Origin of the sequence: Tardiphaga sp. 866_E4_N1_4 (assembly GCF_052076075.1) — a bacterium.
GTDB lineage: Bacteria > Pseudomonadota > Alphaproteobacteria > Rhizobiales > Xanthobacteraceae > Tardiphaga > Tardiphaga robiniae.
This window is the reverse complement of record NZ_CP197242.1, coordinates 2972783-2997013: the sequence shown is the minus strand read 5'-3', so window position 1 is coordinate 2997013 and position 24231 is coordinate 2972783. Positions and strand designations below refer to the sequence as shown.

Below are 24231 nucleotides of genomic sequence, written 5' to 3'. Positions count from 1 at the left end.
TCGGTGTGTGCTGGTGTGCTGCAGTGCCGCAGTTTGAGTCATTGCGCTGCAAGGTTGCAGGCCTTGGCACAAGCGTTGCATAAGAATTAGCCAGTTTAGAACAAACCAACACTGGCCAAAGCCAACGTGTCATCCAAAGCCAAGAGGGACTGATTACGATGCGTATCGAAAAGCCGACAAAGAGCCGTCTCGCGGCAGCAATCACCTTGCTGACGCTCGCCACGGCCCTGACCTTGCCACAGGTGGCGCGCGCCGAGACGGTGCTGCGCATCGGCATGACCGCTGCCGATATTCCGCGCACGCTTGGCCAGCCCGATCAGGGCTTCGAAGGCAATCGTTTCACCGGCAATACGATGTATGACGGCCTGACCGGCTGGGATCTGTCGTCGGCGACCAAAGCGAGTGTTGTTATCCCGGCGCTCGCCACTGAGTGGGCAGTGGACGACGCCGACAAGAAGAAGTGGACCTTCAAACTGCGTCCCGGCGTCACTTTCCACGACGGTTCGGCCTTCAATGCGGATGCCGTGGTCTGGAATGTGGACAAGGTGCTCAAACAAGATGCAGTCCAGTTCGACGCCAGCCAGGTCGGTGTAACCGCCTCGCGCATGCCGACCCTGGTGTCCGCGAAGAAGATCGACGACATGACCGTCGAACTGACCACGAAGGAGCCGGACTCCTTCCTGCCGATCAATCTTACCAACCTCTTTATGGCGAGCCCCACCAAGTGGCAGGCGCTGTTCGACAAGGCCGAAGGCGCCGATGCCAAGGCCAAGTCGCAGGCCGCATGGGCGGCCTTTGCGCGCGAAGCCTCCGGCACCGGCCCGTGGAAGATGTCGAAGTTCACGCCGCGCGAGCGTCTCGAACTGGTGAAGAACGACGCCTACTGGAACAAGGACCGCGTTCCGAAGACCGACAAGATGGTGCTGCTGCCGATGCCGGAAGCCAACGCACGCACCGCTGCGCTGCTGTCCGGTCAGGTCGACTGGGTCGAGGCGCCGGCGCCTGACGCGGTCAAGGAAATCACCGCACGCGGCTTCAAGATCGAGAAGAACGAGCAGCCGCATGTCTGGCCGTGGCAGTTCTCCCGTGCCGAAGGCTCGCCGTGGAACGACATCCGCGTCCGCAAGGCCGCCAATCTCTGCATCGATCGCGAAGGCCTGAAGGACGGTCTGCTCGCCGGGCTGATGGTGCCGGCGACCGGCACATTCGAGCCCGGTCATCCATGGCGCGGCAAGCCGAGTTTCGAGATCAAGTATGATCTGAAGGCAGCACAAGCGTTGATGAAGGAAGCCGGTTACGGTCCCACCAAGAAGCTCGAAGTGAAGACGCAGACCTCGGCGTCCGGCTCCGGCCAGATGCTGCCGCTGCCGATGAACGAATATCTGCAGCAGGCGCTGGCGGAGTGCTACTTCGACGTCAAGCTTGATGTTATCGAATGGAACACGCTGTTCACCAACTGGCGCCGCGGCGTCAAGGATCCCTCGGCGAACGGCTCCAACGCCACCAACGTCACCTATGCGGCGATGGATCCGTTCTTCGCACTGGTTCGCTTCCTGCAGTCGTCGATGGCGCCGCCGGTCTCGAACAATTGGGGCTTCATCAACAATCCGAAGTTCGATGAACTGGTGACCAAGGCACGCACCACCTTCGACGCGACGGCACGTGACGCCGCGCTGGCCGAGCTTCATGCTGCTTCGGTCGATGACGCAGCCTTTCTCTACGTGGCCCATGACGTCGGTCCACGTGCGCTGAGCCCGAAGATCAAGGGCTTTGTGCAGCCGAAGAGCTGGTTCGTCGACTTCTCGCCGGTGTCGATCACGCCGTAAGCAACAAGTGAATATCGGCCGCACATTGTGCAGTCGATATTCGCACGAACCTCTCCACGTCATGGCCGGGCTTGACCCGGCCATCCACGCCTTCTTCGCTGCAAAGACGTGGATGCCCGGGTCGAGCCCGGGCATGACGAACGAGGAGGCAGAGTTTCTGAATCGAAGGTGATCAGTGTTCGTCTACATCGCGCGACGCGTCGTCTATGTGATTCCTATCGTCCTCAGCGTGGCGCTGGTGTGTTTCCTGCTGGTGCACATCACGCCCGGCGATCCTCTCGTTGCCATTCTTCCGGCTGACGCATCGCAGGAGCTGGCGCAGCAACTCCGCGTCGCTTACGGCTTCGATCGCCCGCTACCTGTTCAGTTCGGCCTTTGGCTGTGGCGCGCGCTACACGGCGATCTCGGCAGCTCCATCGCCACCGGACGTCCTGTTCTGGCGGAGGTGATGAAAGCCGTCGGCAATACCGTGACGCTGGCCATCGCCGCCGCCGCCATCGGTTTCACGCTCGGTTTGTTTTTCGGGCTGATCGCCGGCTATTTCCGCGATACCTGGATCGACAAGGTCGCGACCTCGATCGCCATCGCCGGCGTGTCCGTGCCGCACTACTGGCTCGGCATGGTGCTGGTCATCATCTTCTCGGTGCAGCTCAACTGGCTGCCTGCGGTCGGCGCAGGGCCGGGCGGTTCGGGCTCGTGGGCCTGGGACTGGGAGCACATCAAATATCTTGTGCTGCCTGCGATCACGACCTCGGTCATTCCCATGGGCATCGTGACACGTACGGTGCGTGCGCTGACCGGCGATATCCTGTCGCAGGATTTCGTCGAAGCGCTGCGTGCCAAGGGCTTGCAGGAAACCAAGGTGTTTCGTCACGTCATCAAGAATGCGGCGCCGACGGCGCTGGCTGTGATGGGCCTGCAGCTCGGCTATATGCTCGGCGGTTCGATCCTGATCGAGACCGTGTTCTCGTGGCCCGGTTCGGGGCTTCTTTTGAACTCCGCGATCTTCCAGCGCGACCTGCCGCTGCTGCAGGGCACGATCCTGGTGCTGGCGCTGTTCTTCGTGTTCCTCAATCTTCTGGTCGATATCGCGCAGGCGTCGATCGATCCGCGCATCAAGCGGAGCTGACCATGCTGGATATCCTCTCATGACCGCGATGACGGACACTGCACTGCAGGCGGCGCCTGCCACCAAGGCTCGCGGCTATTGGGCCACGGTGGGCCGCCGTATCGTGCGCGACAAGGTCAGTATGGCCTGCGCGTTCATTCTGCTGCTGATCTTCCTGGCGGCGATCTTTGCGCCCTATCTGCATCTCGCAGATCCCTATCAGGGCTCGATGATTCGCCGTCTGCGTTTCATCGGCACACCCAACTATCCGCTCGGCACCGACGAACTCGGCCGCGACATGCTGGCGCGCCTGATCTATGGCGGGCGACTGTCGCTGCTGATCGGCATCCTGCCGGTGATCCTTGCCTTCTTCATCGGGACGGGGCTTGGCGTTGTGGCCGGCTATGTCGGCGGGAAGCTCAATACCGCAATCATGCGTACCGTCGACGTGTTCTACGCGTTCCCGTCGGTACTGCTGGCCATTGCGATTTCCGGCGCGCTGGGTGCCGGCATCGTCAATTCGATCGTGTCGCTGACCATCGTCTTCGTGCCGCAGATCACGCGTGTCGCTGAAAGCGTCACCACCGGCGTGCGCAACATGGATTATGTGGAAGCCGCGCGTGCCTCCGGCGCGAATGCCTTCACCATCATGCGGGTGCACATGCTCGGTAACGTGCTGGGCTCGATCTTTGTCTACGCCACCGGCCTGATCTCGGTGTCGATGATCCTCGCTGCCGGCCTGTCGTTCCTCGGCCTCGGCACCAAGCCGCCGGAGCCGGAATGGGGTCTGATGCTGAACACGCTGCGCACCGCGATCTACGTTAATCCATGGGTAGCAGCACTCCCCGGCGCGATGATCTTCGCCGTGTCGATCTGTTTCAACCTGCTGAGCGACGGCATGCGCAGTGCCATGGACATCCGGAACTGATGGCATGAGTGATATTGTAGAAGAAATCGACAAGCTGGAGCCGCTGGAAGACATCGGCGGTGTTGCGCAGCCGTTGTTGCAGGTGGTCAGCCTGACCAAGCATTTCCCCGTGCGCGGCGGGCTGTTCGCGCCGAGCAAGACCGTGCGCGCGGTGGACGATGTGTCGTTCGCCATCGCCAAGGGTGAAACCGTTGGCATCGTCGGCGAGTCCGGCTGCGGCAAATCGACGACGGCGCGGTTGCTGATGCATCTAATGCCGCGCAATTCCGGCGATATCATCTATGACGGCCGCACTGTCGGGCGCGAGCTCTCGTTACGCGAGCTGCGCCGCGGCATGCAGATGGTGTTCCAGGACAGCTATGCCTCGCTCAACCCGCGTCTGACCATCGAAGAATCGATCGCCTTCGGACCGAAGGTGCACGGCATGGCCGATAAGGCCGCGCGGCTGCTGGCGCGCGAACTGCTCGGAAAGGTCGGTCTGCGGCCCGAGACGTTCGCCAATCGCTATCCGCATGAAATCTCCGGCGGCCAGAGGCAGCGCGTCAACGTCGCGCGTGCGCTGGCGCTGTCGCCGCGTCTCGTCATTCTCGATGAAGCGGTCTCGGCGCTCGATAAATCGGTCGAGGCACAGGTGCTCAACCTGCTGGTCGACCTCAAGCGCGAATTCGGCCTGACCTATCTGTTCATCAGCCACGATCTCAACGTGGTGCGTTACATCTCCGACCGCGTGCTGGTGATGTATCTCGGCGAGGTCGTTGAACTCGGCCCGGTGGATGAGGTCTGGGACGGGCCGGCGCACCCCTACACGCGCGCGCTCCTGGCCGCGATGCCGTCGTCCGATCCCGACAAGCGCACGGAAACGCCGCCGATCACCGGCGACCCGCCGAACCCGATCGATCCACCGTCCGGCTGTCGCTTCCACACACGCTGCCCCTTTGCCGAAGCGATGTGCGGCGAGGCCACGCCGAAACTGACTGAAATCACTGTGACCGGCCATCAGGCTGCCTGCTACATGGCGATCCCGGGTTCGGGCCACAGCAAAGCACCTGCCGCAGGAGCGCACTGACATGACCAAACCGACTGCCAAGCAGATCAAGGCGCTGACCGAAGTCAGCGGGCTTCCCGCGTCCGACGAGGTTGCGGAGCGCATCGCTAATTCGATCGGCCCGGCCTTTGAAGGCTTCGCGGCCGTCGCCGGGACCCTGCCGTTTGATCTCGAGCCCGCGACCTTCCTCTCTGTTCAGAATACGAAGGCTGCCAAATGAGTGTCACCGAACCCGCATTGCTGTCGCTGACGGAAGTCGCTGACGCGATCGCCACGAAGAAAATTTCGTCGCGCGAAGCCACGCAGTCCTGCCTCGATCGCGCCGTGAAATCGCAGCCGAGCCTCAACGCCTATATGTCGATCGAGGCCGATGCCGCGCTGACGGCGGCAGACGCAGCCGATGCGGCGCTCGCCAGGGGGCAAAGCCGCGGCGTACTGCACGGCGTGCCGCTGGCACATAAGGACATGTATTACGACGAAGGACACGTCGTCACCTGTGGCTCGCACATTCGCCGCGACTGGGTTGCGACCACGACGGCGACGTCGCTGCAGCGTCTGAAAGACGCTGGCACGGTGCGGCTGGGTTCGTTGCAGATGGTCGAGTTCGCCTATGGCCCGCTCGGCCACAACGTGCATTACGGCGCCGTGCATAACCCGTGGCATGTCGATCACGTCACTGGCGGTTCATCGTCCGGCTCGGGCTCCGCCGTTGCGGCACGCCTGACCTTCGCGGCTTTAGGCTCCGATACCGGTGGATCAATCCGCCTGCCCGCGCATTTCTGCGGTGTTTCCGGTTTGAAGACCACGGTGGGTCTGGTCAGCCGCGCCGGTGCGATGCCGCTGTCGCAATCGCTCGATACCGTCGGCCCGCTGGCGCGCACCGTCGAGGATTGTGCGCTGCTGACCGGCCTGATGGCCGGTGCCGATCCGCTCGATCCAACCACCAGCACGCGCCCCGTGCCGGACTACATGGCGGCGACGCGTGCGTCCGCCAAAGGCATGACGGTCGGCATTCCCAAGGCATTCTATGTCGACGATCTCGACGCCGACACGGCTGCCATTCTGCAGAACACCATCGCGGCGCTGAAAGATGAAGGCGTCAAGATCGTCGAAGTAGATCTGCCCAATCAGGGTCAACTCACGGCGGCCTGCCAGTTCGTGCTCGCGACGGAAGCTGCGGCGATGCACAAGCGCTGGATGATCGAGCGCCCGCAGGATTATGGCGCGCAGGTGCTGATGCGGCTGCAGAACGGTCTCGCCATCACCGGCGTCTCCTATATCGAGGCGCTGCGCTGGCGCGGTCCTGCACTTGCGGCCTATCTCGCTGCGGTGACCGGCACTGATGCCGTGCTCGCGCCAGTCTCGCCTGGGGCCGCTCCGACCATTGCGGAGACCGACGTGGGCAACAGTTCTGGCGCTGAAGCGATGATCCAGCGCCTGACGCGCTTCACGCGCCCGATCAACTATCTCGGTCTGCCCGGTCTCTCGGTTCCGGCCGGCTTCACCACATCGAAGCTACCTGTCGGCATGCAACTGATCGGCCGTCCGTTCGATGAATCGACGCTGCTGACCATCGGTGCCGCCTTCCAGCGCGCGACCGACTTCCACAAACAGTGCCCGGAGTTGGCATGAGTAATCTCGTCGAGGTTCGCAATCTCAACGTCCGCTTCGGCGGCGAACGGACCGTCTATGCGGTGAACGATCTCAACCTCACGCTCGGCGAAGGCGAGGTTCTCGGCCTGCTCGGCGAGTCCGGTTCGGGCAAGAGCGTCACCTTGCGCGCGCTGATGCGGCTGCTGCCGAAGAAGCGCACGCAGATCACTGGCACGGTGAATGTGCTCGGCAAGGACGTGCTGGCGCTCGATGACGACGAGCTTTCGGCGTTTCGTGGCCAGACGGTGTCGATGATCTTCCAGGAGCCGGCGCTGGCGCTGGATCCGGTCTATACGATCGGCCAGCAGATCGCCGAAAGCGTGATGCGGCACGAGGGCAAGAGCCAGGCCGAGGGCGTGAAGCGCGCGCTCGAAATGCTCGAAGTCGTGCGTATCCCCTCCGCCAAGCGTCGCCTCGATGCCTATCCGCATGAAATGTCCGGCGGCATGCGGCAGCGCGCGATGATCGCGCTCGCATTGGCCTGCAAGCCGAAGATCCTGCTCGCGGACGAGCCGACCACTGCGCTCGATGCCACCGTGCAGATCCAGATCCTGCTGCTGCTGCGCGAGCTGCAGCGCGAATTCGGCATGTCGATCATCTTCGTCACGCACGATATCGGCGTGGCCATCGAAATCTGCGATCGCGTGGCCGTGATGTATGCCGGCCAGATCGTCGAACAGGGCACGCTAAGCCAGATCGTACGCTCGGCCGTGCATCCCTATCCGCAGGGGCTGCTGGCCTCCACCGTGCACGGCGCCAAGCGCGGGGCACGGCTTGAGACCATTCCCGGTACGCCGCCGTCGCTCGACAAGCCGCCGGTGAATTGCTCCTTCGCGCCGCGCTGCAAATTCGCCCAGCCGCGTTGCGTCGAGGCGGCGCCGCCGAATGTCGAACTCGCCGACAATCGTGTGGTGCGGTGTATTCTGGCGGAGCAGGCGGCAGCGGCAGTGCCGGCCTGACGCCTTCTTACCCCGCCAAATTCTTCAGCAGGAACGTCAGCGCCGTCTGCGCGAAACTGTGCATGTTGCCGGAGCGGTCGTTGCTGCCGGTCTCCAGCGTCATGACCTCGTTTCGCGGGCCGGCGACGGCCATGCAGCTATGGCCGGCGGCGTCGCCATAACGATTCCCGGAGGGGCCGGTGGCGCCGGTCTCCGACAGGCCCCAGTCGCATCCGAGCCGCTCGCGGATCTGCGTCGCCAGCAGTTGTGCGTAGGGCTCTGAAGACGAGCGCATGCCCGGTATCCGAAACGCGTCATCGGAAATATCCATCAACACGCGTCGTGCATCGCGCGTATAGATCACGCCGCCGCCGATGAAATAGGCGGAGGCGCCAGGCACTGCGAGCAGAGCGGCGGAAATCAAACCGCCGGTCGAGGATTCAGCTATGCCGATGGTCTGCTTGCGCGCGATCAGCTCAATGGCGATCTTCTCGGCGAGGGGGATGAGATCTCTCATGACTTCTTCCCCCAAGGTTTGGACCAGGGCCTGATCCACGGCTTCTTTGCCAGTGATCCATAGACAGCGCGAATGAAATTCTTGCTGGCGGTTTCGTTCGGCGCCCATTTGGCGTCGAGATCGGCGAATGGCTTGGCCGCCAGAACCTCGTCCTCGGTCTTGCCGTCCTTGATCAGCTTGGCCATGCGATCGCGCGCCGTCACCAGCATGGTGCGATAGTCGACCAGCGCAGCCTTGTTCGCGAGCGGACCGTGGCCGGGAACGATCTTGGTGTTGTCATTCGCCAGTTTCAGATAGGCGTCGGTCGCCGCGATCATGCCCTTGATATTGCCGCCGTTGAGGACGTCGATATTGGGATAGCGGCCGTTGGCGAATGTATCACCGGTCGCAATGACATTGGCGCTCTTGAAGTAGACATAGGTGTCGCCATCGGTATGCGCGTTGTCGGGATGGCGCAGTTCGGCGATGCGGCCGCGCAGGCTGAGCTTGAGCTGATGCGTGTAGGTGTTGGTTGGCAGCGCCGCCTTCGGCGCGGGCGGATTCTGTGCGCCGGTCAGGAAATTCGTGGTGCCTTTTTTCAGGCGGGTTCTGACCTTGACGTTGGCAACGATGGTCGCGCCTTCGTTGGCAAAGGCCTCGTTGCCGCCGGTATGGTCGCCGTGGAAATGCGTGTTGACGAGATACTTGACCGGCTGCGGTGTCACCGCGGCGATGGCCGCCTTGATCTTGTCATGCAGCGGGGCAAACTGGCTGTCGACGAGGATGGCGCCCGATTTGGCCGTGGCCAGCGTCATGTTGCCGCCCTGGCCTTCGAGCATGTAGACGCCGTCACCGAGATCCGTGGTCTTGATCTCGACCTTTGAGAAGTCGGGTGGCGGCGGTGCTGCCGGCGGTGTGGACGCCTGCTGTGCGAGCGCAGGCGCCAGCGCCAGAAGGGTGAAAACCGCGGCCAGTGTCGTCCGATTCATCGCAAGCTCCATTCCGAAACAGGCCAGACTTCTAGCATGTTTCGGATGGCGATCTGCTCGCGAACACGTGATGTCGACAATGCCGCTCAGCGGCCAGAACGGTCACGTTCCGGCGGGACCTGCGAGAGCAGCCAGTCGCGAAAGGCCTTCAGCTTCCGCGAGTCGGAAGAGGCTTCGGGGGACACCAGATAGAAGCCGGCGTCGGCGGGCATGCGCATGTCGAAGGGCACCACCAGCCGGCCCTTGGCGAGATCGCCCTCCACATAGGTGGTGCGGCCGATGGCGACGCCGAGGCCGTCGATCGCAGCCTGCAGGGTCATGAAGATCATGTCGAAGGTCAGGCCGGGCTGTTTCGAAATATCGGCCGGCAATCCGGCCGCGGTGAGCCAGAGCCGCCAATCATCGTCATAGCCGCCGCTCGAATGCAGCAGCGTATAGCCAGCCAGATCCTGCGGCTTCAGCAGCGCCTTCTTTCCGGTGAGGAGCGCCGGGCTGCAGACTGGAAACAGATCGTCTGCCGTCAGCCAGTCGGCGCGGAGGCCAGGCCATTGGCCGCGGCCGTAACGGATCGCGGCATCGACATCGCCGCTCTTGAAATCGACCATGCTTGTCGATGTGGTGATGCGGACATCGATATCGGGATGGGCTTTCTGGAACGCTGAGATGCGCGGCAGGAGCCATTTCGATGCCATCGATGCGAGCGTGCTCACCGTCAGCACGTGGTCATTGTCGCGGCGCTTGAGCCGGTCTGTGGCAAGACGCAGATCGTTGAAGGCCGCGCGTACGCCCGGCAGATAGTCGTGTCCTTGCGGGGTGAGCGCGAGGGCGCGATTCTGCCGAATGAACAGTTTGAGACCGAGCTCTTCTTCCAGCCGCTTGATCTGATGGCTGATCGCCGTCTGCGTGACGTTCAGCTCGCTTGCCGCATTGGTGAAGCTCAGATGGCGTGCGGCTGCTTCGAAGGCGCGCAGTCCGTTGAGTGACGGCAACCGGGTGCTCATCCACGCTCTCTCCCTGGCCACTCACTCCTCGGCCTATCCATGAGTTTGTCTCATGTGACGCGGTGCACAATGTCGTTTGTGCAATGTGAGAATGAAGCCGATATTTCCTAAATAAATTTAGCTTCAGGAGAGCAAAATGTCTACTTGCACCCATGAATCGATGACAAATCATCATGCTCCGCTCAGCGTGGCGGTCATCGCCGAGACGTTCCACGTCTGGCGGGAGCGCGCCCATCAACGCCGCGAACTGGCCCATTGGAGCGAGCGTGACATCCACGACGCCGGCCTTTCGGTGGGCGACGTGATGGCCGAGGCCAGCAAGCCGTTCTGGCGCGCGTAAGGACGGTCCGATCGTCCGGGAGCAACTGTCATGCAACATCTCAACCTCGATGACCTCGGTCAGTATTCCGATGTGGTGTTGTCACGCAGCGGCGCTGCGGTGACAGTTCGGTTTGTCGAGCTTCACGATGCGGACGCGTTGCAGGCCTATTTCCGCGGACTGTCTGTGCGGTCGCGTTACAATCGCCTGATGGGCGCCGCCAGCGAATTGCCGGCGGGGCAGCTCGACAAATTCATCCATGTCGGTGAGGCCGACAGTTTCTCGGTCGTCGCGACGGTCTCGCGCGATGGCTCGGAGACCATTGTCGGCGAGGCCCGCTACGCGTTCGATGAAGCGACGTCCCGTTTCGAACTGGGCCTGTCCGTAGCCGATTCCATGCAAGGGCAGGGCATCGGCCTGGCACTCATGTCCAATTTGGAATGCCGTGCTGCTGCGCTCGGAGCCGACCAGCTCTTCGGAGATACATTGCGCTCAAACGAGGCAATGCTCGCACTGGCCCGCAAGGCCGGCTTCACATTCGCGCCGACGCCGGGCGATTGGAAGCAGGTGCGCTTCGTAAAGCAGATCGATGCGGCGCCAACCGCAAACCCATGTGCGGTCTGGCGCCTCGCAGCGCAATCCCTGCAGCAGATACTTGCCTAAGCGCGGCAACGCTCGCCACGTTCAGGCAAGGTATGATGCGACGAAGCAATTCAATCTCTCTAGCTCAGGATTGCTTCGTCGCATCTGCGTGTCCTGAAGACGGCGCCTATGCCGTCCCTTTCGCGAAGTCTGTTGATGTGGCCACGTCGCGCCACGCAGCCAGTTCCTTTTCGACAAAAGCATGTTTGCTCTCAATCCGCGCAACCGTGTCGCTGCCGAGCGGCAAGCGGACTGGAGGGGTCTTGGCAGCCGCGAGCTGCATGAAGGCCTTTGCCAGCTTGCTGGGATCGCCGGGCTGCGCATGATTGGCGTCGGCGGCATGGCCGCGAGTCTTGCCGACGGTGGCGTGATAGTCGCTGATCTCGAGTGCGGTGCGCACCAGCGAGTTATCGTCCAGAAAGTCGGTGCGGAAGAAGCCGGGCTCGACCACGGTCACATGGATGCCGAGCGGCGCGACTTCGGCGGCCAGTGCTTCACTGATGCCTTCGACCGCGAACTTGGTCGAGCCATAGACGCCCCAGCCCGGAAAGCCTGCATATCCGCCGACGGATGAAATGTTCATGATGTGACCGGAGCCCTGTCGGCGCATATGTGGCAGCACGGCGCGGGTGACGCCGAGCAGGCCGAATACGTTGGTGGCATAGAGACGTTCGACTTCCGTGGCGCTGGCTTCCTCGATCGCGCCGAGCAGGCCATAACCGGCATTGTTGACCAGTACATCGATGCGGCCGAATTTCTTCACAGCCTGACCTGCGGCCTCGTGGGGCTCGGTCTCGCTGGTGACATCGAGCCGTGTGGCCAGCAGGCGCTCATGGGTGCCGAGACGTGCGGTGACAGCATTGGGATCGCGGGCCGTTGCAACGACGGCATCGCCCTGAGCCAAAGCTTCCGCCGCAATGAGGGCGCCGAAACCGCGGGATGCTCCTGTGATGAACCAGACACGCATGATGGTCTCCCTTTCGTAATGGCCCCGCGTCAGTGCCGGGCTGACGGGAGGAAACTAGCGGCTCGCCAGAACTGAAATAATCCTCTATTTATTCCATGTGTTCATGAGCTGGATTCAACAATGAGCCTGATCGGCCCGGCCGACCTCGCCACTTTTCTGGCGATTGCCCGCCATCGCAGCTTTCGCAATGCCGCCATTGAACTTGGCGTGTCCGCCTCCGCGCTGAGCCACGCTTTGCGCGGCATCGAGGAGCGTCTTGATGTCCGGCTGGTCAATCGCACCACCCGGAGCGTCGCGCTGACGGAGGCGGGCGAGCGGTTGTTCGTGCGGGTCAGTCCGGCGTTTCAGGACATCGATGACGCGCTGGAAGATCTCAATCATTTTCGCGGCAAGCCGGCGGGGACGTTGCGCTTCAATGCTGCCCGGCAATCCGCACAACTCGTGCTGCTGCCGATCGTCACGCGATTCCTGAAAGCCTATCCGGAGATCAATGTCGAGATTGCCGTGAATGACGGGCTTGTCGACATGGTCTCTGCCGGTTTCGATGCGGGCATCCGCTTCGGCGAAACTGTTGCGGCGGACATGATCGCGGTGCCGATCGGCCCGCGGCAGCGATCGGCCGTCGTTGCGTCACCCGGCTTCTTCAAGCAACACAAGCCGCCGCAGACGCCGCACGAGCTGAAAGATCTGCCATGCATCCGCTATCGATTCTGGGGCGGCGCGCTCTATCGCTGGGAGTTCGAGCGCGGCGGCATCGAGGTCGAGATCGACGTCGCGGGCACGCTCACTTTGAACGATCAGGACCTGATGGTGGACGCTGCGCTGGACGGAGCCGGACTGGCTTACGTGTTCGAAGGGCAGGTCGAGGAGTTGATCGCCAAGCGAAAGCTTGTGCGAGTCCTCGCTGACTGGTGCCCGGCCTATCCCGGCTTCTTCATGTATTATCCCAGCCGCCGACAACTGCCGGCGGCATTGCGGGCCTTTGTCGATTTTGCCAAGACGCCGGCTTTAGTGAAGTCGAAGGTTTAGATGCGCATCAGTTGCCTTTGAAGTTCGGCTTGCGCTTCTCGATGAAGGCTTGCACCGCCTCGCGGTGATCTGCCGTCATGGTCGTGCGGATCAGCCTCTCCGCCTCATGATCCCGCGCCGTCGTGAAATCGAATGCGAGCGCTTCGTCGAGATTGTCCTTCATGTAGCGCAGCGCCAGCGTCGGCCCCTGTGCCATGCCGCGCGCCAGTGTGAAAGCCTCGTCCTGCAGCCTGTCGTCTGGCACCACGCGGTTGAACAACCCGATGGCTTCGGCGCGGCTTGCATCGACTTTTTCGGCGGTGAACATCAGCTCGCGCGCGCGGGCCGTGCCGACAAGACGCGTCAACAGCCAGGCGATGCCGTAATCGCCGCTGAGACCAACGCGCAGATAGCCTGTCGAGACGAAAGCCGATTGCGCGGCGATGCGGATATCGCAGGCCATGGCGATGGCAAGACCGGCGCCGGCCGCGGGGCCGGGCAGGGCGGCAATGGTTGGCTTGCGTACGGCAACGAGGGCGCCGGTCAGCAGACGCTGACGCTCCTGCAGATCGACGACACGCTCGTCGAACGACATCTCCAGCACGGCCTGCTTGCGATGGGCGCCCATGCCCTTCACGTCACCGCCGGAGCAGAAGGCCGTGCCGGCGCCGGTAATCAGGAGCGCACCGACATCAGGATTTTCGCCGCAGGTGCGGATCATTGTGCGCAATGCGGGCGTGAGATGATCCGACAGCGAGTTGCGCGCTTCCGGTCGGTTCAGGGTGATGACGGCAACGCGCTCGCGGATCTCGCACAGCAGCTCACCGGTGCCGGTGTTGATGACCTGTACGGCTTCACTCATGTGTCTCGCCCCCGCTATCGCGTCAGAATTTTTCGACCCATGGACGGATTTCGAGCTCCGAACTCCAGGCACTGCGCGGCTGCTGTAGCACGTTCCAGTAATTCATGGCGATGGCATCGGGGTCGAGCATCGAGTCCGGCCTGTCCGCTGGCTCAACGCGGACTGAACTGCGAATGCCGCCATCGATGACAAAGTGGGCGATGTGGATCCCTTGCGGTGCAAACTCGCGGGCCAACGACTGCGCCATTCCGCGCAACGCGAACTTGCCCATGGCGAAGGGTGCCGATTGTGCGAAGCCTTTGATACTCGCGGAGGCACCAGTGAACAGGATGGCGCCGTGCTTGTTGGGCAACATGCGCTGCAATGCCTGTTGCGCGACCAGAAATCCGCCGAAGGCGCTAACGGCGATGGATTGTGCAACATCGGGAGGTGCGAGCTCGATGAAAGGCCCACGGGCGCGTTGGCTGGCGTTGTAGACGACGATATCGGGCGCGCCGATCTGGCGTTCGACATCTGCAAACAGCTTGGCGACATCTCCGGCCTGGGTCGCGTCGCAGGCAAAGGCCTTGGCGCCGGTCTCCTGGCACAGCGCATCCAGCTTGCCGGGATTGCGGGCGGCGAGTGCGACGCGGATGCCCTGTTTGGACAGCAGCCTCGCCAGCGATGCGCTGATGCCCTCACCGACGCCGACGATCAAAGCGGTTTCGTAATGCGGAATTTCCATGGATCAAATCTCCGGCTGGGGCACTTTATTCGCTGGCGCGGCAGGCGCATGATGAAGATGGAAACGCAACTGCCAAACACAAGAGGCCGTCATGAACGCCCATGCCCAGATTGCCGCCAATCTGATCGCACCCGACACGTCCGGCATGAATTTCTACCGGGCCGATCCGGCACTGACCGATCTGCTGCGTATTCATCTGCCGGAGGATCTGTTCAACCATATCGAGCCGCATCTCGATCGGCTGGGCGGTCTTGTCGGTGGGCGGCTCGATGAAGCCGGGCGGATGGCCGACAAGCATGGACCAGTGCTGCATCAGCGCGACAAGTTCGGCCAGGACGTCCAGTGGGTAGAATATCACCCGGCCTATCGCGAACTTGAGAACGCAGCCTTCGGCGAGTTCGGGATCCATGCGCTGTCGCACCGCAAGGGCATCATGGGCTGGCCCTCGACCTATCCGGTGACAGCCAAGCACGCCTTTACGTTCCTGTTCAATCAGGCCGAGTTCGGCATGGGGTGTCCAATCAATGTCACCGATGGCGCTGCGAAACTGCTGTCGAATTACGGCGACGACGCGCTCAAGGTAAAATATCTCGACGGGCTGACGCAGACCGACATGAGCAAGCTGACCCAGGGTGGTCAGTTCATGACCGAGAAGGAAGGCGGCTCCGACGTCGGCAAACTGACGACATCTGCCGTGCAGGAGGGCGATCACTGGCGGCTGTATGGCGAGAAGTGGTTCTGCTCCAATGCCGATGCGAAAGTCGTGATGCTGCTGGCGCGGCCGGAAGGCGCGGTCGGCGGCACCAAGGGTGTCGGCCTGTTCCTGATGCCGCGGACGCTCGATGACGGCACGCCCAATCACTACCGGATCGTGCGCCTGAAGGACAAGCTCGGCACGCGGTCGATGGCATCAGGTGAGATCAAGCTTGAGGGCGCTATCGCTTATGCCGTCGGCAAGCTCGATCGCGGCTTCGTGCAGATGGCCGAGATGGTGAATTCGTCGCGCCTATCGAATGGCGTGAAGTCGACCTCGCTGATGCGCCGCGCCTGGCACGATGCGATGGCAGTCGCGCGCGGCCGTGTCGTGTTCGGCCAGCGCATCATCGACATGCCGCTGGCGCGGCGGCAGTTGATGAAGATCATGGTGGCGACCGAGCAGGCGTTGTCGATGAGCTTTCTCACCGCGGATGCGCTGGACCGTGCCGAAGCCGGCAGTCAGGATGCTGCAGCGCTGCTGCGGATCCTGACGCCGACGCTGAAATTCCGTGCGACGCGTGACGCGCGCAAGGTCTGCGGCGACGCGATGGAGATGCGGGGCGGCGTCGGTTATATCGAGGAATTCGCTACCGCGCGCCTGCTGCGCGATGCGCATCTCGGCTCGATCTGGGAGGGCACCGGCAATATCGTCGCGCTCGATGCGCTGACACGTGCGGTGGGCCGGCACGGTGCCGAGGCTGCGCTTGCTGCCGACTTGCATGCGCGGCTGGACGATTCTCCGAGCGTACCGCAGGCATGGCGCGATCGGCTGCGCGGTCTCGCCAACCGTGCCATCGGCTTCGCGCGTGAAGTTGCCGCACGGTCGGACAATGAGGGTGATGCCCGCCGCGCAACGAGTTCACTATATCATGTGGTCAGCGCCATCGCGATGACATGGGAAGCGCACCGCATCCACGAACGACGTGGCGATGCGCGGCGCCTGCTGCTGTCGCGCCTCGTGATCGATCATCGCCTGATGACGCCCGATCCGTTTGCTGTGATCGAAAGCGAAACGCAGAAACAGATCGTCGCGCATCTGCTCGGTGAGCGCGATGTCAGCATGGAGGAGGCCAGTCGGCTGATGCTGGCCTGACCTGATCGCAGGGACTATGAGCGTGGACCGTTATCTTTCAGGAACCCGAGCAGCAAGCGGCTGACCTCTTGTGGTTGTTCCTGCTGCACCCAATGGCCTGCGCCGTCGATCAAGTGCACCGCGCGCATATTCGTGCAGGCGCTGTTTTGCATCGTCTCGATGGCGCCGGGACGCTGATAGATGCCCCAATCCTGCTTGCCGGAGATGAAAGCTGAAGGGACGTCGATAGTGCGACCGGCAAACGTCTCGTAGTCGGCATTGAACGCGCCGGTCGTATTGCAGCGATACCACTGCAATCCGCCCTGGAAGCCGGTGCGGGCATACTCACCGGCATAGAAGGCCAGTTCATTGTCCGGCAACCATTTGCATGATGCGATCTCTTCAGGCGTTGGCATCTCTGCAGCGACGGTCTCGGCCATTGTCTGGTCGCGGTCCATCACATAATAGGTCGGCAGTTTCGCAAGTTCATTCGCCGTCCAGCCCTGCAATGGAGTGGGCGTATTGCCCGGCCAGTCCGCGCTCTTGTGATGATAATAGGCGCGCAGGAAATCATGCACGCCTTGCGGTGCATGTTGCATGTGGGTGTTGGCATCGCGTGTGGCGTAGTACCACTGATAGTGGACGCGCGGCCGCGGCAGTGCGACGAGGTCGCGATGCACGGGATCATTGGTCTTTGGCAGTGCCGGCTGATCGGCGGTGCCGAATGGCAGCGGCGGAGGCCCGGCGAAGGGCGCGCTCATCAGCACAACGGATCTGAAGACATCCGGTCGCACCAGCGCGCACCAGGCTGCAACCGAGCTGCCGTAGTCGTGTCCGACCACCGCATCGACATGGCGATAGCCGAAGGCGGCGACGAGGCCGACCGCATCGCGCACGAGGTTGAGCAGATTGAAGGGACGCAGATCGCCATCATAGTCTGCGCTCCAGCCGGTGGTACGACCATAGCCGCGTTGGTCCGGCGCAATCACGTGATAGCCGGCCGCGGCGAGCTGCGGCATGACCTTGCGCCAGCTGAAGGCCAGTTCGGGAAAGCCGTGCACCAGCAGGATGCGGGGCCGGCCCTTGGTTTCGAAGCCGGCCTCCAGCACATGCACGCGCAAACCGTTGATGTCCTCGACAAAGCGCGAGCGAATTCCAGCCGGCAGAATGTTGGGATCGATGGGTGTCACGTCGCCTCCATGCTGCACTTGTGCGGCAGCGTGAATGCACTCCAGCGCAAGCACCGTGAAAAGACAACTAGCGTTTGAAGCGGGCCACCAATTCGATATGGGGTGTATGCCGGAACTGGTCCACGGGTGTGACGCCCTCAAGTTTGTAGCCGCCATCGATCAGGATCTTTGCATCGCGTGCGAAGGTCTGGACGTTGCACGACACGGCGACGACGACGGGGATCTTGCTTGCGGCGAGCCGTTCGACCTGTGCCTGCGCGCCCTGACGCGGCGGATCGAACACGACAGCGTCGAAGTCGCGCAATTCCTGCGGCACCAGCGGACGGCGAAACAGGTCGCGCATCTCTGCCTTGATGGGCTTCAGGCCCTTGGTGTCCTTGATGGCCTGTTGCAGCGATGTGATCGCGCCACCATCGCTGTCGAAAGCTGTAATCTTCGACTTGGTGGCCAACCGCAGCGCGAAGGGACCGATGCCGCAGAACAGGTCGGCGATGTTCTTCGCGCCTTTGCAGAGTTGGAGCACAAGTGCTGCCAGTGTCTCTTCACCGGCCGCGGTGGCCTGCAGGAACGAGCCGGGTGGTAATGTGACCTGTGCGCTGCCCATGGTCACGACCGGCGGCACGCGCATCAGCACGAGTTCGCCATGTCGTGTCAGCCGCGCCAGTTTGTGCGCTTCGGCAATGCGCGACAGTGTCGTGATGATCGCGGTCGGCAATGGCCCGGTGCCGCGGACGTCGATATCGAGTCCGTTACTGGCCGCTGTCACCTGAATGTCCAAGGGCTTGCTGACCGGCTTCAACACCTCGGCCAGCGCGCGCGCGGCATCGAGCGCGCCATCCAGCGCAGGATCCAGGATCGGGCACGCGTCGATGGCGATGATGGCGTGGCTTGCCGATGCCGCGAAGCCGACACGCAGTCCGCCATCGCTGCCACGCCGGGCATGCAACGTCACGCGGCGGCGGCCGGCGCCATGGGCATCGACGATCGGATCGACCGGGCAAGTGATCTTCGCCTGCGCCAGCGTGTCGATCACGATCTGGCGCTTCCAGGCCTGATAGGGATCGGGTTGCCAATGCTGGATGGCGCAGCCGCCGCAGCGCGTGAAGTAGGTGCAGAACGGATCAATTCGTTCCGGGCTGGCGGTGTCGATCTGCAGCAATCGTCGACGTTCCGGATGTTCGTCGTCGCGTTCCGTCTCGACGATCTCATGCGCCAGCGTGTAGGGCACGAACAGCGACGCGCCGTCTGCAAAGCTGACGCCGTCGCCGCGCTGGCCGACATGATCGATGGTCAGGCGTTCAACCACGCCGGGCACCCATGAAGAACTCGATATTGCCGTCACCGCCGGTGATCGACGACGGGAAGACCTCGATATCGGTGCAGCCGAGTGTCCTGGCAAAATCCGTGATGTCGTCGCAGATGGCCTGATGCACGGCGGCGTTCTTGATGATGCCGCGCTTGGATTGCTTTCGATCGGCCTCGAATTGCGGCTTGATCAGCGCGAGCAGGCTCATCGGCGCCGCGGCGAGCGACAGCGCGACGGGCAGTACCGCCTTCAACGAAATGAAGCTGACATCGATCACGACCACATCCGGGCGGGCCGGCAGGCGCTTGTTCTCATAGCTGCGGATATCCGTTTCTTCCATCGAGATGATTTTCGGATGGCCGTGCAGCGATGGATGAAGCTGACTGTGCCCGACATCGACGGAGAACACCATGCTGGCGCCGTTGGCCAGCAGCACTTCTGTAAAACCGCCGGTGGAGGCGCCGACGTCGAGGCAGACGTGGTCCTCGATCTCGATCGGATATAGCTCGAGCGCGCCGGCCAGCTTGACGCCGCCGCGCGAGACCCAGGGATGCGCCGGTTCAGCCTCGATCGCGGCGTCGAGCAGCAGCGGTTCTGACGCTTTAGCGACTGCTTTGCCGTTGGCCTTCACAAGCCCCGCTTCGATGGCGGCTTGCGCACGCGCGCGGCTTTCGAAAATTCCGCGGTCGACGAGAAGAGTATCGGCGCGTTTGCGCGGCGCGGCAGCAGTGTTCTGAGATTTCGTCATGGTCAGTACGATGCAGCAAGTTTCAAACAGGCTTCGAAGCTCGTCAGATCCTGCCAGAGATCATCGGGTGCTTCACGGGGGACGATCATGGACGCGCCATAGAGATCGAGCGCGTGGATCATCATCAGATTGTCGGCGAGGCCGAAATTTTCGACGGTGAGCCCGTTCGCATCGACCAGATGGCCATCCTGCTCGGTGATCTCCGTCATACGGCGGACGCGGTCGAGATAGAGCGCAGGGTCGTTGCAATAGCCGAAGCAGAGCTTGCCGTGCCCGGCCATATAGCCAAGCTCGAACACGGTGCCGGCATCGGCGCTGGGGCCGCGAAACGGCGTGAGATTGGCGATGATAATGTCGCAGTGGTTCATCATCGCTTCGTTGCCATGAAATATCTGGCGTGAGGCGTCGCCGGCATTGATGTCGATGGCGTTATCGAGCGGGAAGAACCCGTGTGCGCCGTAGCGCTTGCAGAGCGCAACCTTCTGCCGGCCGATCTCGGCGGCATTGGGCAGGAACACGTCGGGGCCTGCGAGATAGATATTCATATGGTCCCCGTCTCATGGTGAGCCGCGCCGACATTGACGAGCCAATTCAGACGAGAACGAGGCAATCCGGCGGTTCCTGCCGAATTGCCTCGTTGTATTCTCTTCGCAATTGCAAACGCGATGTCGCGTTCAGATCAAGCGAGCTTGACGGTCTCGGCCTTGAAATCCTTGCCGAGGGTCTCGAACACCTTCTTGACGATCCCCTTGGAGTCCAGACCCGCTTGGGCATACATCGCTGCCGGCGTGTCGTGATCCTGGAACATGTCGGGCAGCACCAGCGAACGCATGCGCAGACCGCCGTCGAGCATGCCGTTGTCGGCGAGCAGCTGCATCACATGCGAGCCGAATCCACCAATCGAACCTTCTTCGACGGTCAGAAGGATCTCATGATCGCGGGCGAGCTTGAGGATCATGTCAGTGTCGAGCGGCTTCATGAAGCGCGCGTCGGCAATCGTGGTCGACAGGCCGTGGGCGGCGAGTTCGTCGGCGGCCTTCTCACATTCGGCAAGGCGCGTGCCGAACGACAGAAGAGCAACCTTGCTGCCTTCGCGGACGATGCGGCCCTTGCCGATTTCCAGGGGGATGCCGACTTCAGGCATCTCGACGCCGCGGCCTTCGCCGCGGGGGTAGCGCAGGGCGCTCGGTGAATCGTTGATGGCGACCTGGGTCGCGACCATGTGCACCAGTTCGGCTTCGTCGGAGGCGGCCATGATGACCATGTTCGGCAGGCAGCCGAGATAGGCATTGTCGAATGAGCCCGCATGGGTCGCACCATCCGCACCGACCAGTCCGGCGCGGTCGATGGCGAAGCGCACGGGCAGGTTCTGGATCGCCACGTCGTGGACAATCTGGTCGTAGCCGCGCTGCAGGAAGGTCGAGTAGATCGCGCAGAACGGCTTGTAGCCTTCGGTGGCGAGGCCAGCCGCAAAGGTCACCGCATGCTGCTCGGCGATGCCGACGTCGAAGGTGCGGTTCGGGAACGCCTTGTTGAAGATGTCGACGCCTGTACCCGACGGCATGGCCGCGGTGATGGCGACGATCTTGTCGTCCTTCTCGGCTTCCTTGACGAGGCTCTGGCCGAACACGTTCTGATAGGCCGGGGCGTTGGGCTTGGACTTCGACTGGGTGCCGGTGGCGACGTCGAATTTGACGACCGCATGATATTTGTCAGCGGCGGCTTCGGCCGGACCGTAGCCCTTGCCCTTCTGGGTCACGACGTGAAGAAGGATCGGGCCGGTCTCCATGTCGCGGACATTCTGCAGCACGGGCAGCAGGTGATCGAGGTTGTGGCCGTCGATCGGGCCGACATAGTAAAAGCCGAGCTCTTCAAACAGCGTGCCGCCGTTGACCATGAAGCCGCGCGAATATTCTTCGACGCGCTCGGCACGGTCAGCGATCAGTTTCGGCAGATGTTTGCCGAGCTGCTTGGCAGCATCGCGCAGCGAGCGATAGGTCTTGCCCGAATACATGCGCGACAGATAGGCCGACATGGCGCCGACCGGCGGCGCGATCGACATGTCGTTGTCGTTGAGGATGACGATGAGGCGGGAATTCATCGCGCCTGCGTTGTTCATGGCCTCATAAGCCATGCCGGCCGACATCGAACCGTCACCGATCACGGCGATAACGTTGTTCTTGCCGCCGGAGAGGTCGCGGGCGACCGCCATGCCGAGGCCGGCGGAGATCGAGGTCGAGGAATGCGCGGCGCCGAACGGATCGTATTCGCTCTCGCTGCGCTTGGTGAAGCCGGACAGACCACCGGCGGTGCGGAGCGTACGGATACGGTCGCGGCGACCGGTGAGGATCTTGTGCGGATAGGCCTGATGGCCGACATCCCAGATGATGCGGTCGCGCGGCGTATCGAAGACGTAGTGGAGGGCGGTGGTCAGTTCGACAACGCCGAGGCCGGCGCCGAAGTGGCCGCCGGTGACGGACACCGCATCGATGGTTTCCTGACGAAGCTCGTCGGCAACCTGACGAACCCGCTCGATCTTCAGCTTCCGGAGATCTTCCGGAGTCTTGATGGTATCGAGCAACGGTGTCTTACTAAAATCGGTCACGGCACTATTCCAATTTTACATGTCCGGGACTGCGTCTGGCTTCGGGGCCGTCGCGTTTCCGCGCGCCCACCGGACAACCGCAGCCTCCAGAACCGGGAAGCCTGTTTCGAGGCCTTATAATGGGCTTCGATTTTTCAGTGTGATATCTAACATGCTTGGCGGCGACTTCATCTGATCATTTTTGCCAGATGAATGAAGCGCTTATCTACGTTAACGGCCGGCGTTTCAGCCTGCTCGTCAGCGCATAGTCCTAGTCCCTTTACACCAAAGCGATGGCCAAAGCCAACCGCTGTGCCTGCGGGGGTGGCAGCACAAAGGCGCTATGGACATTCGCGCGGTGTGCCTAGCCGATGCGCCGGGCGACCGGTTCCGTCTCATGGGAACCCGTGTGGGTAGAGCTCTTCGCGCCCAAATCGAGCTTTTTCCATGCGTTTTCGCGGGTAGTGGGGGTGCCATCGACCAACGCCAAAGTTGTGGCCGGCTGACTGACACGCCCCCGGAGAGGCACAGGCCCGCAAACGATCATGAAGAAATCGTAGGCATGCGGCCGCTCATTGGCCATGACGAACTGGAAGTGCACCCGGAAGAACTTCCAGCGGAACCGGTTGTAATGTTCCGGGCGGATGATTTCGCGGAACCGGACGGGGACGATGGTGGGATTCCGCCGGGCCGGGCCGGCGTCGATCCCGTGACCGGCGATGGGATCGAACGGAAAGAAGTTCATCACGTCCTTGCGGGATTGGCAGTCGATCCAGTCGATGGAAGGCTCCACGGCCAGCAGCCGCAAATTGTCGCGAAAGCCTTGCGCGACTCTATGGAAGCCGACGATCGGCATATTGCCGCCGAGCGTCAGCAGCACGACGCGAGGGCCGTGGCTACCGAGTTCCGGATCGAGTTTCAGCGCGCGGGCGAGGATTTCGGAGCCAAGGAACGATCCGGAGCTGTGACCGACCAGCACGATTTCCTGCGCTTTGGTAGACTTGGCGACCTGGACCAGATGCTGCGCGAAGCGGTCGATCCGGGCGTCCCAGTCCGGCCGGTTGCCGTGGGAAAACTGCCAAGTGAAGATCGTATCGGCCATCAGATAAAGCAGATAGGTGTGCTTTTCGGTGTATTTCAGCAGCGAGCCGAGGACGGCCACAAACACCGCCGCAGCGCCGCAGGCCACCAGAAATCCGTGTATTCCAAGCGCCTGCAGCCCTAGCGCGAACAGCCAGGCGATGCCCGCCGACCAGATCGCTCCGTTGAGCAGCAGGACGTGAGGCCAGCTGATGAAGGTGGCGAAGCGCCAATGCGCCTTCCAGAACCGGCCCATCGTGCCGGAGAAGACGAGGCCCCAATAGATGGCGATGGCGTGGATCAGCGTGCGCCAGATCGGCACGGCCAGATCGCGCTGGATCATGTCTTCCCAGCGCAGGAAGTCGTAATCGGTCGTGGTCTGCCAGCCGTCGCCGGAGGTTTCGATGCGCCAGGAGGCGGATTCATGCGCGAATTCGCCGTCCGTATGACCTTTCGGCCGGCTGACCGAGGTGGTCAGACCATAGAGCCGGCCGAACTTGCGCAGTTCGGTCCGAAACATGCGGTAATACTGCGAGAGTCCCCGCGGATCGTATCCCTGCACATAGATGACATGACGGTGCTGGACGCGCACGCTGGTTCCCCGGACTGACGGCGGACTATAAACAGGCCGCGCCATGCGCCAAGCGCTAATTCGGCCGCGGGGTGGTGCGAGGTCTCAGCCCGCGCGATTTCCTACTGGACGTCCAGCGGTTCGGTGCCGATCGCTTTGCCGTTCGAATCCGTGGTGATCTTGTCCACGCGGGCTTCGGCCTGACGCAGCAACTCGTCGCAGCGCCGTTTCAGCGCCTCGCCGCGCTCATAGATGGCGACCGACTCTTCCAGCGGCACCTTGCCGTCTTCGAGGCGCTTCACGATCGATTCCAGTTCTTCGATCGCGGTCTCAAACGTCAGCTTCTTGACGTCAGCATGGGTGTTCTCGGCCATTCGGTTTCCCGTGTGCGCATTTTGGAAGGACGGAGTCAAAGATA

General features: G+C 62.4%; 24 protein-coding genes. 11 read left to right on the top strand and 13 right to left on the bottom strand.

Features of this window, described 5'->3' with window-relative positions; translation table 11 throughout:
- The first annotated feature begins 158 nt into the window (after positions 1-158).
- From AB8B20_RS14660 to AB8B20_RS14630, 7 genes are all read left to right on the top strand, one after another.
- Positions 159-1826 carry an ABC transporter substrate-binding protein gene (locus tag AB8B20_RS14660; RefSeq protein ID WP_093757057.1) on the top strand — a complete coding sequence of 556 codons (1668 nt, stop codon included), beginning with the start codon at positions 159-161 and terminating at the stop codon, positions 1824-1826.
- A gap of 175 nt (positions 1827-2001) precedes the next feature.
- Positions 2002-2955, top strand: a complete 954-nt coding sequence (locus AB8B20_RS14655; protein WP_089265970.1) for an ABC transporter permease — start codon at positions 2002-2004, stop codon at positions 2953-2955.
- Positions 2956-2983: 28 nt separating this feature from the next.
- Positions 2984-3862, top strand: coding sequence for an ABC transporter permease (locus AB8B20_RS14650; RefSeq protein WP_170849596.1), 879 nt, complete (start codon positions 2984-2986; stop codon positions 3860-3862).
- Between the two features lie 4 nt (positions 3863-3866).
- Positions 3867-4928, top strand: a complete 1062-nt coding sequence (locus tag AB8B20_RS14645) for an ABC transporter ATP-binding protein (RefSeq protein WP_439074849.1) — start codon at positions 3867-3869, stop codon at positions 4926-4928.
- Position 4929: 1 nt separating this feature from the next.
- The gene (locus tag AB8B20_RS14640) at positions 4930-5127 is read left to right on the top strand and encodes a hypothetical protein (RefSeq protein WP_089265973.1); all 198 of its coding nucleotides are present in this window, start codon (positions 4930-4932) and stop codon (positions 5125-5127) included.
- Positions 5124-6539: an amidase gene (locus AB8B20_RS14635; RefSeq protein ID WP_439074850.1), complete on the top strand. Its 1416-nt coding sequence runs from the start codon at positions 5124-5126 to the stop codon at positions 6537-6539. Before AB8B20_RS14640 ends, AB8B20_RS14635 begins: the two co-directional genes overlap by 4 nt.
- A complete protein-coding gene (locus AB8B20_RS14630; protein WP_439074851.1) occupies positions 6536-7519 on the top strand; it encodes an ABC transporter ATP-binding protein in 984 nt (327 codons plus the stop codon). Before AB8B20_RS14635 ends, AB8B20_RS14630 begins: the two co-directional genes overlap by 4 nt.
- Before the next feature lie 7 nt (positions 7520-7526).
- Here the strand turns inward: AB8B20_RS14630 and AB8B20_RS14625 are convergent, their stop codons facing one another.
- The 3 genes from AB8B20_RS14625 to AB8B20_RS14615 form a co-directional block, all read right to left on the bottom strand.
- Entirely contained in the window at positions 7527-8015 is a 489-nt protein-coding gene (locus AB8B20_RS14625; protein ID WP_115030619.1) for a CinA family protein, read from the bottom strand.
- Positions 8012-8983 carry an MBL fold metallo-hydrolase gene (locus tag AB8B20_RS14620; RefSeq protein WP_439074852.1) on the bottom strand — a complete coding sequence of 324 codons (972 nt, stop codon included), beginning with the start codon at positions 8981-8983 and terminating at the stop codon, positions 8012-8014. Before AB8B20_RS14620 ends, AB8B20_RS14625 begins: the two co-directional genes overlap by 4 nt.
- Before the next feature lie 86 nt (positions 8984-9069).
- Positions 9070-9984, bottom strand: coding sequence for a transcriptional regulator GcvA (locus tag AB8B20_RS14615; RefSeq protein WP_439074853.1), 915 nt, complete (start codon positions 9982-9984; stop codon positions 9070-9072).
- Positions 9985-10120: 136 nt separating this feature from the next.
- On the opposite strand from AB8B20_RS14615, the gene AB8B20_RS14610 reads away from it, so the two are divergent.
- Positions 10121-10324: a DUF1127 domain-containing protein gene (locus tag AB8B20_RS14610; protein ID WP_439074854.1), complete on the top strand. Its 204-nt coding sequence runs from the start codon at positions 10121-10123 to the stop codon at positions 10322-10324.
- Positions 10325-10354: 30 nt separating this feature from the next.
- Positions 10355-10966 (top strand): GNAT family N-acetyltransferase, encoded by a 612-nt coding sequence (locus AB8B20_RS14605; protein WP_439074855.1) that lies wholly within the window; start codon positions 10355-10357, stop codon positions 10964-10966.
- A gap of 106 nt (positions 10967-11072) precedes the next feature.
- On the opposite strand, the gene AB8B20_RS14600 is transcribed toward AB8B20_RS14605, so the two are convergent.
- Positions 11073-11912: an oxidoreductase gene (locus tag AB8B20_RS14600; RefSeq protein ID WP_439074856.1), complete on the bottom strand. Its 840-nt coding sequence runs from the start codon at positions 11910-11912 to the stop codon at positions 11073-11075.
- A 120-nt stretch (positions 11913-12032) separates the two neighbouring features.
- Between AB8B20_RS14600 and AB8B20_RS14595 the strand changes: the two genes are divergently transcribed.
- Complete coding sequence (locus AB8B20_RS14595) at positions 12033-12941, top strand: LysR family transcriptional regulator (RefSeq protein WP_439074857.1); 909 nt, start codon at positions 12033-12035, stop codon at positions 12939-12941.
- 7 nt (positions 12942-12948) lie between these two features.
- On the opposite strand, the gene AB8B20_RS14590 is transcribed toward AB8B20_RS14595, so the two are convergent.
- Together AB8B20_RS14590 and AB8B20_RS14585 are read right to left on the bottom strand one after the other, a co-directional pair.
- Positions 12949-13782, bottom strand: a complete 834-nt coding sequence (locus AB8B20_RS14590; RefSeq protein ID WP_439074859.1) for an enoyl-CoA hydratase — start codon at positions 13780-13782, stop codon at positions 12949-12951.
- Positions 13783-13804: 22 nt separating this feature from the next.
- Positions 13805-14506 (bottom strand): SDR family NAD(P)-dependent oxidoreductase, encoded by a 702-nt coding sequence (locus AB8B20_RS14585; RefSeq protein WP_068734530.1) that lies wholly within the window; start codon positions 14504-14506, stop codon positions 13805-13807.
- A gap of 91 nt (positions 14507-14597) precedes the next feature.
- Between AB8B20_RS14585 and AB8B20_RS14580 the strand changes: the two genes are divergently transcribed.
- On the top strand, positions 14598-16355 hold the full coding sequence (locus AB8B20_RS14580) for an acyl-CoA dehydrogenase family protein (protein WP_439074861.1): 1758 nt from the start codon (positions 14598-14600) through the stop codon (positions 16353-16355).
- 14 nt (positions 16356-16369) lie between these two features.
- Here AB8B20_RS14580 and AB8B20_RS14575 read toward each other — a convergent pair whose 3' ends face one another.
- The 7 genes from AB8B20_RS14575 to AB8B20_RS14545 all read right to left on the bottom strand — a co-directional run bounded on the left by AB8B20_RS14575 (position 16370) and on the right by AB8B20_RS14545 (position 24187).
- Positions 16370-17515 carry an alpha/beta fold hydrolase gene (locus AB8B20_RS14575; protein WP_439075063.1) on the bottom strand — a complete coding sequence of 382 codons (1146 nt, stop codon included), beginning with the start codon at positions 17513-17515 and terminating at the stop codon, positions 16370-16372.
- Positions 17516-17591: 76 nt separating this feature from the next.
- The gene (locus AB8B20_RS14570; RefSeq protein ID WP_439074862.1) at positions 17592-18830 is read right to left on the bottom strand and encodes a class I SAM-dependent RNA methyltransferase; all 1239 of its coding nucleotides are present in this window, start codon (positions 18828-18830) and stop codon (positions 17592-17594) included.
- Positions 18823-19578 carry a TlyA family RNA methyltransferase gene (locus AB8B20_RS14565; RefSeq protein ID WP_439074863.1) on the bottom strand — a complete coding sequence of 252 codons (756 nt, stop codon included), beginning with the start codon at positions 19576-19578 and terminating at the stop codon, positions 18823-18825. Before AB8B20_RS14565 ends, AB8B20_RS14570 begins: the two co-directional genes overlap by 8 nt.
- A 2-nt stretch (positions 19579-19580) precedes the next feature.
- Positions 19581-20123 (bottom strand): nucleoside 2-deoxyribosyltransferase, encoded by a 543-nt coding sequence (locus AB8B20_RS14560; protein WP_120287045.1) that lies wholly within the window; start codon positions 20121-20123, stop codon positions 19581-19583.
- 134 nt (positions 20124-20257) lie between these two features.
- Positions 20258-22183 carry a 1-deoxy-D-xylulose-5-phosphate synthase gene (dxs, locus tag AB8B20_RS14555; protein WP_089265987.1) on the bottom strand — a complete coding sequence of 642 codons (1926 nt, stop codon included), beginning with the start codon at positions 22181-22183 and terminating at the stop codon, positions 20258-20260.
- A 343-nt stretch (positions 22184-22526) separates the two neighbouring features.
- Positions 22527-23834, bottom strand: coding sequence for a hypothetical protein (locus AB8B20_RS14550; protein WP_439074864.1), 1308 nt, complete (start codon positions 23832-23834; stop codon positions 22527-22529).
- 101 nt (positions 23835-23935) lie between these two features.
- Positions 23936-24187, bottom strand: a complete 252-nt coding sequence (locus AB8B20_RS14545; RefSeq protein ID WP_068734542.1) for an exodeoxyribonuclease VII small subunit — start codon at positions 24185-24187, stop codon at positions 23936-23938.
- Between the last annotated feature and the right edge of the window lie 44 nt (positions 24188-24231).